This is a genomic window from Lyngbya confervoides BDU141951 (genome assembly GCF_000817775.3).
Taxonomy (GTDB): Bacteria; Cyanobacteriota; Cyanobacteriia; order Thermosynechococcales; family Thermosynechococcaceae; genus Lyngbya; species Lyngbya confervoides.
The window spans coordinates 77540-87991 of record NZ_JTHE03000015.1; the positions used below are offsets into that span (position 1 = coordinate 77540).

A 10452-nucleotide genomic window follows, 5' to 3' on the forward strand; every position below is an offset into this window, starting at 1 on the left:
CCCATTCAACAGAGAAAAAAGCATGGCAAATTCCGCAAATTCACTGGACATCAAGCAAACGGTCACCTGGAACTGGGGAAACGGCACCGCTGAAGGAGTGATTCAGGAAATTCATCCTGAGACGATTTGCAGAACCCTCAAGGGCCAAGAGGTGACCCGCCACGGCACGGCGGACAATCCTGCCCTGGTGATTGAACAGGAGGATGGCACAACGGTGCTGAAGCTGAGGAGCGAGTTGAATTAGGGTGCCATGGCGGATTTAATTGTGTTCTGGCATCGCCGCGATCTTCGCCTGGCAGACAATCTGGGCCTCGCTGCGGCCAGGGCCAAAACAGCCAAGGTGGTGGGCCTGTTCTGTTTAGATCCCTACCTGCTCAAGCCGGAGGCGGTCGCTCCGGCCCGTATGGCCTATCTCCTGGAGTCTTTGGCAGAACTTCAGCAAAGCTATCGATCCATCGGCAGCGATCTGCTCATCTTACATCAACCCCCGGCGGAAGGTATTCCGGTCCTGGCGTCTCAGCTTGGGGCTAGGGCAATACACTGGAACTGGGATGTGGAACCCTACGCCCAAGCGCGCGATCGCTGCGTACGCGAGGCGCTCAAGGAGCAAGGAATTGCCGTTCATACCGGCTGGGACCAGCTCCTCCACGCTCCGGGACAGGTGCGCACCCAGGCGGGCGATCCCTATATGGTCTACACGCCTTTTTGGAAGAACTGGCGATCGCAGCCCAAGGCGGCCCCGGCCCCCAGTCTCTGGGACTGTCAGGGGCTAACGGAGGCCGAACAAGATTGTGCCCGCCAGGCGGGTGCTGTGCCATTGCCCAGTCTCCAGGATCTCGGCTTTTGCTGGCAGGAACCTCTCCCCCTGCCGCCCGGAGAACAGGCTGCTTGGGATCGGTTTTTGGCCTTTTGTAACCGCGATCGCACCATCGTGGACTACGACCAGCAACGTAACTGCCCCGCCAAGGATGGCACCTCCCGTCTGAGCGCCGCCTTCAAGTTTGGCACCCTTGGTATCCGCGCCGTTTGGCAGGAAGCGATGGCTGCCTATCAGCGCTGTCGCAGCGATCGCACCGAGGCTGGCATTGAGGCGTGGCAGCAGGAGCTAGCCTGGCGCGAGTTTTATCAGCATGCCCTATATTTTTTCCCCGATCTGGCCGAAGGAGCCTACCGGGAACGCATGCAAAATTTTCCCTGGGAGAACGACCCAGACCTATTTGAAGCGTGGTGTGCCGGCGAAACGGGCTTCCCCATCGTGGATGCCGCCATGCGCCAGCTGAATCAAACCGGCTGGATGCACAACCGCTGTCGGATGATCGTTGCCAGCTTTTTAACCAAGGATCTCCTCATTTCCTGGCAATGGGGTGAGCAATATTTCATGCAGCACCTAGTGGATGGCGATTTGTCGGCCAATAATGGGGGCTGGCAGTGGAGTGCATCCAGTGGGATGGATCCTAAGCCCCTGCGCATTTTCAATCCCGTCAGTCAGGCCCAAAAGTATGACCCCCAGGGAGAGTATATCCGGCACTGGTTACCCGATCTTGCGGATCTCTCCACCGAGTCCCTGATCACGGGAGAAATCTCTCCCCAGCAGCGCCAAGCCCGTTCCTATCCTGCTCCGGTGGTGAATCACGCAGCGCAGCGCCAGGCCTTCCGGGATCGCTACCAAAATCAACATCAATAGAGAGTTGAATAGAGAAATTTGAATAGAGACTTCCCTCCCTTAATCAGCATCGATCGGAGAATCCGAGGGTCAGCCAGCACCTTCACCCGCAGATCTTTGCGGTCCTTTGATGCACATCAACCCGGCCTGTGATTGCCACAACCTTAACTACCGTCGTTGGACTTTTCCTGCTAATGTTCGGTGAAATCGGGTTTTGGCTCCCCCTCGCCATTATCCTCGCCGGGGGACTGGGAGGGGCAATGCTGCTGGTGCTATACTGCTGGCGCTATACTTTGTTCCCTGCGTTTATCTCTTGACGGCTCGGCGGTGGGGGAGAAATAATTCAAAGCAGCCTCAGCCCCTGAGGGTGAAATGGGGACGCCACAGTTTCTTTGCAGTTTCTTGGACCTTAGAAGGGACGTTTCATGACCTCTAATCACTCTAAGCCCGATTCCACCGCTCCCGATTCCACCCCTCCTGATTCCACCGCTCCCCAATTTCCGTCTATCAGGACGTGGATCTCTCGCTTCCTGGGGGGAGCGATGCTGGGCGCTCTCGTCCTGCTGATTCCTATGACCTATGGCACCCTGACGGATATCCACCTGGCTCAGGGGGTTGGTGCAGGCCTGCTCATTGGGCTGTTTGGTCTCCTGTCGGCCGTTTGGGGCGAGACTTTTATTGACAACATCATGCGACTGCTGAGCAATACTGGCCTGTAAACGGCAGGATACCTCTGCCATGGATCAATGCCAAACCGATTTAAGATGAGATCTGCGGGACAAATCTCAAACTCTGGTCCGAATCTCCGATAATCGGTAGAGGTCGGAACCCCTCGTCTTAGAAGAGATTGTGTCCCCCACCACAGGGCTGTTTTATCGCTTGATCTCCCCATCCCCACGCTTGATTGGGGAAATCTATCAATGGATAGATCCGCTAACATCCCTCTGGGATGATGGGCAAGCTCAGGAAGTTAGGGTTTGCTAATATCAGGGTAACTCCAAGCATGGCTTGGCTTTTGCCCACTCTTACATCAGCACATCCTGGGGAGGAAATGCGAGCGAGTCTTCCTGCTCAGGGTCTGAAGATTTTCCACCTCTCATAAACTCCGTCCAACCCTTCTAGTGCTGAAGTCCTAAGTGCCTCAGGAGCAATGGATTACACCGGTCCTGGACGTCAGCCCGGTCACTCTAAACGGCTGTGAACCCAGTAGAGGGAAGGGGATTCACAACTCTCTATGCCATAAAAACAATGATTTATAACGTATTAGGTTCCTCTCTATGCCAGCTTGCGATCGCAGTGAATCGACTCCCCATGGCTGAGGACAAGGCCTACAGCTTTGATTCCTTTGATAAAGTTTATTCCCGCCGGCGCTTGGGACAGATCCCTTCTCCAGTGGCTACCAAAACAGACGTTTTACCACCCGCCGCTTCTGCTCCCCCCTCTGAGTCGGGCCAGACCTGCTATCTGTGTTCTGCCCCCATTGCCCAGCACATCAGTCAAAATCAGTCCTACTGGTACTGTCCGAGCTGTCGCCAAAAACTCCCGAATCAGTTAATTCAGGCCATCGATCAAGATCACCAGAATCGAGAAGCCATCCTACGGCAGTTTACCAATCACAGTTCCCACGTTCAAATTCTGCGTTTCCAGGACCCAGAGACCGGATTCCATGAGCATGTGGTGTTTCCAGGACAGCGGCTGCTGCTGTCCCTTCGAGATTTAACCCTAGTGAAAATTTACTCTAGCGAACAGGTCACGACCCTGGCCATCGACACTATCCAGGCCCGCAATTTACCCCCTGCCCCGGAGATGACAGGTCTCTCCTAGGGCTTTGTCCCCAAGAGTGGCAGCGTTTTCTAACCTCAGACAGATCCGCTTGACCTCCGATGGGAAGAGGGGGTTGGCCTGGAATTTCTTTAGATTGTCTTTAGATTTCTATTCCTGCAAGCTTTCAAGGAGACCCATATGCCTACCCAGGAAAAACGCCCCACCCCCGATCAAATTCCAGCTCAGCAGCTAGACTATCCGGTGAGCCAGGCGGATATGGTTCCCCGCCCCGATTCCGATCTTTCCAATTATCGTCCTGCCAATAAGCTCAATGGGAAGGTCGCTCTAATTACGGGTGGGGACTCGGGCATTGGGCGAGCAGTGGCAATTGCCTATGCCATGGAAGGAGCCAACGTTGCGATTCTTTATGACCAAAATGATGAAGATGCGGCCAAAACCCAGGCCATGGTTGAGGAGCAAGGGCAATCGTGTCATCTTCTAAAGCACGATGTGCGCAGTCGCGAGGCCTGTCAGCAGGCGGTTGCGAATACCCTGGATGCCCTGGGCAAGATTAATATTCTGGTGAACAATGCTGCCTATCAAATGGTGCAGCAAAGGTTTGAAGACATTACGGAAGCGCAGTTTCGTCGTACCCTGGAAACCAATATTTTTGGTTATTTTCACATGGCTCAGGCCGTTGTTCCCCATCTCCAGGCTGGCGATGTGATTATTAATACCGGCAGTATCGTGGGCAAAACCGGTAAATCATTTTTAGTGGACTATGCGGCCAGTAAGGGCGCTGTTCATAGCTTTACAAAGGCTCTGGCCCTGAACCTGGCCGATCGCAAAATTCGGGTTAATGCGGTGGTCCCCGGCCCGGTTTGGACCCCCAATATTCCCGCCACCATGCGCGCAGACCAGGTGGAGGGATTTGACACGGATCCAGCCTTGGAGCGGACCGCCCAGCCCGAGGAGCTGGCGCCTGCCTACGTTTTCATGGCGGCAGAGGACAGCAGTTTTGTCACCGGTGCCCTGCTAGACGTGACTGGAGGACAGATCTCCAGTTAAGCAACTGACCGTGATGCCCGGTGATGCCCGGTGATGCCCGGTCGATCACAGACGGCCTAGATCGCTGTGCAAAAAATTTATTGAGCTAACATCAGACAGGGACGCCAATCGGCATGTTCGATCACTACGACATTATCATTATCGGATCTGGAGCCGGGGGGGGAACCCTGGCCTTTGGGCTGGCCCACCGCGGCTTGCGGATTTTGCTCCTGGAGCGAGGCCATTCCATTCCCAAGGAGCCGGAAAATTGGCAAGCCCGGTCGCTGTTTCAGGAGGGGCGTTACCGCACCGACCAGCAGTGGATTGATCAGCGGCAACGGCAGCCCTTTCGGCCCTCTCTTTATCAGCACGTTGGTGGCAGTACCAAGGTGTACGGAGCTGCTCTCCTGCGGATGCGGGAAATGGATTTTGGGACGGTGACTTACCCGGAGGGGATTTCGCCCGCCTGGCCCCTCTCCTACGGGGCCTTAGAACCCTACTACGCCCAGGCTGAGGACCTCTACTGGGTGCATGGCGATCGCGGTGAAGATCCCACCGAGCCCTTTGCCCACGGTCCCTTCCCCTTTCCGGCAATGCCCCACGAGCCTAAGGTGTGGGCCATTGCCCAGCAGCTTTCCCGGCAGGGGCTGCAGCCGTTCTCGCTACCGATGGGAATTGATCGCCGTGAAGGGGGAAGCTGCATCCGCTGTAGCACCTGCGATGGGTATCCCTGTTTGTTAGATGCAAAGGCCGATGCGGAGGTGTGCTGTGTAGAGCCGGCCCTAGCCCAGGGAAATGTGACCCTGAAAACTGGCGTAGAAGCCCAGCGGATCATTACCGAGGAGTCTGGACGTCGCGTGGTTGGGGTGGAGGCGATCGCCGCCGGTCGGGCGGTTTACTACAAGGCTCACCAAATTGTTGTGGCCTGCGGCGCGGTGAACAGTGCGGCCCTGCTGCTGCGATCGGCCACTGCACAGCATCCGCGGGGACTGGGAAATTCCTCGGGCTTGGTGGGACGGTATCTCATGAAGCACAATGTCACTAAGCTCTTTGCCATCGGCTGGGAGAACAATCCCACGGTTTTCCAGAAAACCCTAGCCATTAACGACTTTTATCGCCAGGATGGAGATGCTCCCATCGGTCATATTCATCTCATGGGCAAGCACACCTGGGAAATGATGCGCAGTGACTTTCCCGAATGGGTGCCCAATAGAATGTTGCAGGCGATCGCCCGGCGTTCGGTGGACTGGTGGGTGCAGACCGAAGACCTGCCTGATCCAGAAAACCGGGTTACGCTCACCCCAAGGGGCGAAATTGCAGTGACCTACCGCCCCAATAACCTGATGAATCATCACCGCTTGACCCAGCGGATGCGATCCCTCTTGCGAGGAGCTGGGTTTCCCTGGGTCATTGCCCGTCCGGTTGGCCTGGCCACGCTAAACCATCAGGCCGGCACCTGCCGCTTTGGGGAAGATCCCAAAACCAGTGTTTTAAATCTAGACTGCCGCTGCCACGATTTAGAAAACCTCTACGTGGTGGATTCCAGCTTTTTTCCCTCCGCCACAGCAACCAATCCCACCCTGACCATCGCCGCGAATGCTTTGCGGGTGGCTGAAAGATTGGCGTGCCATCCCGTATCGATGCCAGCGATCGCCTGAGGGGCTGGCTTCTTGGCACTGTTCTCGACCGATTCATATATTGTTAGATGCAACCTATGGTTTCTACATCCTCCTCCTGGTGGGAAGAGAGCGTAATTTATCAAATCTACCCGCCCACCTTCGCGGATGCCAATGGAGATGGCATTGGCGATCTGCAAGGCATTATTCAACGCCTGGACTATTTGAATGACGGGCATCCCCACGCTTCTTTGAGTCTGGGCATTGATGCCATCTGGCTTTCCCCCATTTTTGCATCCCCCATGGGGGATAACGGCTACGATGTCAGCGACTACTACCGCATCAACCCCATGTACGGCACCCTGGCCGATTTGGATGAACTCATTGCCGCTGCCCATCAGCGACGAATCAAACTTATTTTAGACCTGGTGCTCAACCACACCTCTCAGGAGCATGAATGGTTTCGCACCTCCAGCGCCAGTCAAAACAATGAAAAGGCCGACTGGTATCTCTGGCAAGATCCTGCCGAAGATGGGGGCGTTCCCAACAACTGGCGATCCTACATGGGGGGCACCGGTTGGACCTTTCACGAAGCGCGTCAGCAATATTATTTCCACACCTTTAAATCCTTTCAGCCCGACTTAAACTGGCGCAACCCGGCCGTTAGGGCTGCGATCGCCGATATTGTGCGCTTCTGGCTGAATCGGGGCGTGGATGGTTTTCGGCTGGATGCTTCCAGTGTCTACAGTAAAGATCAGGGCTTCCGCGACAATCCCATGAAGTTTACCAGTGTTGATCCGGAAGCTTACGATAGCTATCATCATCTCTACGAGAAGGATTTGCCGGAAAATCACCATATCATCCGGGAAATTCGCGGCATTCTAGAAGAATATGGCGATCGCGTTCTGATTGGGGAAACCTTTATTAACAGCAAGCTCAACGAATCCATTATGTTTTACGGGGTTCAGAACGACGAGCTGCATTTGCCCTTTGAATTTGAGTTTCCCTTCAGTCCCTGGCATCCCGGCTATCTCCAGCAGCAGATTGAGAAAAAAGAAGTCCTGACCCCACCAGGAGCCTGGCCGGTTTACTTTTTAGATAACCACGATATTCCGCGCCATCTCTCGCGCTGGATTGCCTGTAGTCTCTGTACCGACCCGGCCACAGTGGCCCAGGGCGCCGCGGCTTTGCTACTGACCCTGCGGGGAACGCCGATTTTGTACTACGGTCAGGAAATCGGCATGGAAAACCATGAGGAGATTCCCCCAGACCTGCGTCAAGATCGCGCCATGATCAAGGGCAACGATGAGGATGAGCGATCCACCCGTGATGGGGCTAGGACGCCCATGCAGTGGGATGATTCGCCCCAGGCCGGCTTTAGCTTTGGTGAGGCTGTAGATCCCTGGTTGCCGGTTCATCCCAACTACAAAGATGTCAATGTGGCCAAGCAACAGTCCAATCCCGACTCCATTTTTGATTTTTATCGGCGGCTTCTGCAGGTGCGTCGTCAAACTCCGGCCCTGCGCTGCGGAGAGTGGCGATCGCTGATTCACTACCCGGATGATTTATTAGCCTACCTGCGCCGCCATGAAACCGATCAGGTGCTGGTGATTATCAACTTTACCCAGGAGCGGCTATTCTGTGTGGATGAACCCCTTGAGCCCAGTCGATGGCGAGTGTTGGTGTCTAATTGTCGCCAAGCCGGCACCGAAATGGCCACCCTCGACAGCCTTAAAGCCTTTGAAGTATCGGTCTTCCAGCGGATGGAGGCAGGCTAGTTATCCCCTGAGCGATCGGGGATGCCCTTCCCCGGCTAGGCTGCTTGGGGGTTGCACTGCTCGTTGCTTACCGATAAGGCCGTACTGGAAGATCGCGGGGACAGCAGCGTGATAATTGCCTGTTCGCAGGGACTGAGACCGGAGGAAGAATCGGACAAAAATTGATCTAGCACCCTCAGGAGCGTTCCTTGACGGTATAGATTCCAGATTTCGGGATGAATATAGTATTTTTTACAGGTTGCAGGCCGATTTCCTAGCTGTTGGGCGGTTTGCTGAATGGCGATGCGAATGCGCTGATCGCGGTCATCAGCGGTTTTGGCAGTTCCACAGTCCTCCTGTTCCCACAGGGCCTCCACCGCTCGCACCGTCCCAAACCAGGTCCGAAAGTCCTTCGCGGAAAACCCCTCGCCCATGACCTGCTGCAGATAGGCATTCACATCCCCAGATTCAACGCGCTGGCACTGACCCTGGGCATCTCGATACTGAAACAGCACATGCCCCGGCAACTCTTGACAGTGGCGCAGAATTTTAGCCAGCGCAGCGTCTTGAATTTCTATATCATGCTCAACGCCGCTCTTTCCGCAGAACTGAAATCGGATTGCTGACTGCGCCAAAGCAAGGTGGCGATCGCGCAGAGTGGTTAGCCCAAAGGACTGATTGGTCTGGGCATAGGCTTCGTTGCCAATTCGAATCAGGGTGATCTCCAGCAAGTGCACCACCGTAGCAATTACCTGGACCCGCGATAGGCGAGGCTGGGTTAGATCTCGCTGCACCTGCTGTCTGAGTCGGGGCAGTCGTTCCCCAAAGATCACCACCCGATCAAATTTTGCCTGAGTGCGAATGCGTCGCCAGTGCTGATGGTAGCGATACTGTTTGCGGCCCTTGGCATCGCGTCCAGTGGCTTGAAGATGGCCCAGGGGAGAGGGGCAAATCCACACCTGAGTCCAGGCCGGGGGAATTTTGAGGGCCCGAATGCGATCGCGCGGGTCTGGGTCCGTAATTCGCTCCCCATTGACGTCATAGTAGGTAAAGCCCCGGCCCCATTTTTGGCGACGAATTCCGGGCTGGCGATCGCAAACATAATGGAGTCCTGCAACCTGCGCCGCCCGGTGGGGCGGCAAATCTAGGGGGGATGGGGCGCAACTGTGGGCCATAGGATAGAAGGAAGATAATCCCCTGATTGCCAAAGGGATGACGAGATACTGTCTATTGAAGGGCTTCAGACCTCACCGATGCCTCTTCCCTTCGGAAGACTCTGACCCATCGGCCTGGCCTAATCGGGAGGAACTTTGCCAGTAGAGAGGCTGCAAGGGAATCCTTCTCGGGTTTGAGGCCGGGGACCTTACCCCTCCCTTGAATCTGCACCTAAAGAAAGATCCCCTAGGACGCTGACGGTTGTTAGGCTGCAATGGCTAACGACAGGAAATTTTAGCGCCATGAATCAATATCAATGCAAGGTTTGTAACTATACCTATGACCCTGAACAGGGCGATCCCGACTCCGGCATTGAGCCAGGCACTGCCTTTGCCGATCTCCCTGAGGATTGGGTCTGTCCCCAGTGCGGTGCTGAACAGTCTCAGTTTGAACCGGTCGACTAGGGTGAAGCGGGTCTCAGTTTCATTTCCATTCTCCATTCCGCAGCCTGTTCAATAGGCACAATTCAATACGCACAGTTCAATACGCACAATTCAATACGCACAATAGAGAAGCAATCAGCCATGAAGCTCACTGGAAAAGTTGCCATCGTAACCGGCGGAAGTCGAGGTATTGGGGCTGCTATCTGCGATCGCCTGGCCAAAGCGGGAGCCGATGTTGTCATCAACTATCGATCCCACCAGGAGGGTGCCCAGGCTACCCTTGAGGCGGTCCAAAAGGCAGGTGCCTCGGGTCACATCGTCCAAGCTGACCTGAGCCAAGTTGAGAACATTCAGCGCCTAGTGGAGGAGAGCATTGAGCATTTTGGCAAGGTTGATATTTTGGTCAACAATGCCGGACTTGAGAAGCGATCAGACTTCTGGGAAGTGACCGAAGCAGAGTATGATCTGGTGCTGAATGTGAATCTCAAGGCCGTCTTTTTTGCCTGTCAGGCCGTGGTGCGCCATTTCCGCGCCACTCAAAACCCCGGCCGCATCATTAATATCAGCTCTGTCCATGAAGAGCTGCCCTTCCCCCATTTCACCTCTTACTGCGCCAGTAAGGGCGGCGTGCAGATGATTACTCGCAACCTAGCTGTGGAGCTAGGCGAGATGGGCATCACCGTTAACAATGTTTCCCCAGGGGCGATCGCCACATCCATTAATCAAACGCTGCTGGATAACCCAGAAAAGCGCAAGCAGGTCACCCGTAATATCCCTCTGGGTCGCCTGGGAGATCCGGAAGACGTGGCGGGACTGGTCGCCTTTCTGGCCTCCGACGAGGCGAAATATGTCACTGGATCTACCTTCTATGTGGATGGCGGTCTGCTTTGGAATTACAAAGAGCAGTAATCCATAAGGGGGAAATTCAGCGGGCTACCAATTTAAGGCGGGACAGTTTTGAGAAAAATGTATTTTTTGGGAGAGTGCTCTAACCAGGGTTGATCCTG

Annotated in this window: 10 protein-coding genes; 9 read left to right on the forward strand and 1 reads right to left on the reverse strand. The window is 55.1% G+C overall.

The window, feature by feature from the left end; all coding sequences use genetic code 11:
* Nucleotides 1-22: 22 nt before the first annotated feature.
* The 7 genes from QQ91_RS02495 to QQ91_RS02525 all read left to right on the forward strand — a co-directional run bounded on the left by QQ91_RS02495 (nt 23) and on the right by QQ91_RS02525 (nt 7868).
* Nucleotides 23-244, forward strand: a complete 222-nt coding sequence (locus tag QQ91_RS02495) for a hypervirulence associated TUDOR domain-containing protein (RefSeq protein ID WP_166279628.1) — start codon at nt 23-25, stop codon at nt 242-244.
* Nucleotides 245-250: 6 nt separating this feature from the next.
* Nucleotides 251-1684 carry an FAD-binding domain-containing protein gene (locus tag QQ91_RS02500; protein WP_166279631.1) on the forward strand — a complete coding sequence of 478 codons (1434 nt, stop codon included), beginning with the start codon at nt 251-253 and terminating at the stop codon, nt 1682-1684.
* A 404-nt stretch (nt 1685-2088) separates the two neighbouring features.
* Entirely contained in the window at nt 2089-2382 is a 294-nt protein-coding gene (locus QQ91_RS02505) for a hypothetical protein (RefSeq protein ID WP_166279634.1), read from the forward strand.
* Nucleotides 2383-2911: 529 nt separating this feature from the next.
* The gene (locus QQ91_RS02510) at nt 2912-3487 is read left to right on the forward strand and encodes a DUF1830 domain-containing protein (protein WP_166279637.1); all 576 of its coding nucleotides are present in this window, start codon (nt 2912-2914) and stop codon (nt 3485-3487) included.
* Between the two features lie 138 nt (nt 3488-3625).
* Nucleotides 3626-4495: an SDR family oxidoreductase gene (locus tag QQ91_RS02515; protein WP_166279640.1), complete on the forward strand. Its 870-nt coding sequence runs from the start codon at nt 3626-3628 to the stop codon at nt 4493-4495.
* Nucleotides 4496-4608: 113 nt separating this feature from the next.
* The gene (locus QQ91_RS02520; protein WP_166279643.1) at nt 4609-6132 is read left to right on the forward strand and encodes a GMC oxidoreductase; all 1524 of its coding nucleotides are present in this window, start codon (nt 4609-4611) and stop codon (nt 6130-6132) included.
* A gap of 56 nt (nt 6133-6188) precedes the next feature.
* On the forward strand, nt 6189-7868 hold the full coding sequence (locus tag QQ91_RS02525; RefSeq protein WP_166279646.1) for a glycoside hydrolase family 13 protein: 1680 nt from the start codon (nt 6189-6191) through the stop codon (nt 7866-7868).
* Nucleotides 7869-7903: 35 nt separating this feature from the next.
* Here the strand turns inward: QQ91_RS02525 and QQ91_RS02530 are convergent, their stop codons facing one another.
* Complete coding sequence (locus QQ91_RS02530) at nt 7904-9022, reverse strand: DNA topoisomerase IB (RefSeq protein WP_166279649.1); 1119 nt, start codon at nt 9020-9022, stop codon at nt 7904-7906.
* Between the two features lie 282 nt (nt 9023-9304).
* Here QQ91_RS02530 and rd point away from each other — a divergent pair, with 282 nt between their 5' ends.
* Nucleotides 9305-9466 (forward strand): rubredoxin, encoded by a 162-nt coding sequence (gene rd, locus QQ91_RS02535; RefSeq protein ID WP_166279652.1) that lies wholly within the window; start codon nt 9305-9307, stop codon nt 9464-9466.
* A 120-nt stretch (nt 9467-9586) separates the two neighbouring features.
* Nucleotides 9587-10354: an SDR family NAD(P)-dependent oxidoreductase gene (locus tag QQ91_RS02540; protein ID WP_166279655.1), complete on the forward strand. Its 768-nt coding sequence runs from the start codon at nt 9587-9589 to the stop codon at nt 10352-10354.
* Nucleotides 10355-10452: the final 98 nt, after the last annotated feature.

What these genes read in the sequence shown, in the direction of transcription:
- QQ91_RS02495 (WP_166279628.1), top strand. Translation starts at nt 23, where the DNA reads ATGGCAAATTCCGCAAATTCACTGGACATCAAGCAAACGGTCACCTGG.
- QQ91_RS02500 (WP_166279631.1), top strand. Translation starts at nt 251, where the DNA reads ATGGCGGATTTAATTGTGTTCTGGCATCGCCGCGATCTTCGCCTGGCA.
- QQ91_RS02505 (WP_166279634.1), top strand. Translation starts at nt 2,089, where the DNA reads ATGACCTCTAATCACTCTAAGCCCGATTCCACCGCTCCCGATTCCACC.
- QQ91_RS02510 (WP_166279637.1), top strand. Translation starts at nt 2,912, where the DNA reads ATGATTTATAACGTATTAGGTTCCTCTCTATGCCAGCTTGCGATCGCA.
- QQ91_RS02515 (WP_166279640.1), top strand. Translation starts at nt 3,626, where the DNA reads ATGCCTACCCAGGAAAAACGCCCCACCCCCGATCAAATTCCAGCTCAG.
- QQ91_RS02520 (WP_166279643.1), top strand. Translation starts at nt 4,609, where the DNA reads ATGTTCGATCACTACGACATTATCATTATCGGATCTGGAGCCGGGGGG.
- QQ91_RS02525 (WP_166279646.1), top strand. Translation starts at nt 6,189, where the DNA reads ATGGTTTCTACATCCTCCTCCTGGTGGGAAGAGAGCGTAATTTATCAA.
- QQ91_RS02530 (WP_166279649.1), bottom strand. Translation starts at nt 9,022, where the DNA reads ATGGCCCACAGTTGCGCCCCATCCCCCCTAGATTTGCCGCCCCACCGG.
- rd (WP_166279652.1), top strand. Translation starts at nt 9,305, where the DNA reads ATGAATCAATATCAATGCAAGGTTTGTAACTATACCTATGACCCTGAA.
- QQ91_RS02540 (WP_166279655.1), top strand. Translation starts at nt 9,587, where the DNA reads ATGAAGCTCACTGGAAAAGTTGCCATCGTAACCGGCGGAAGTCGAGGT.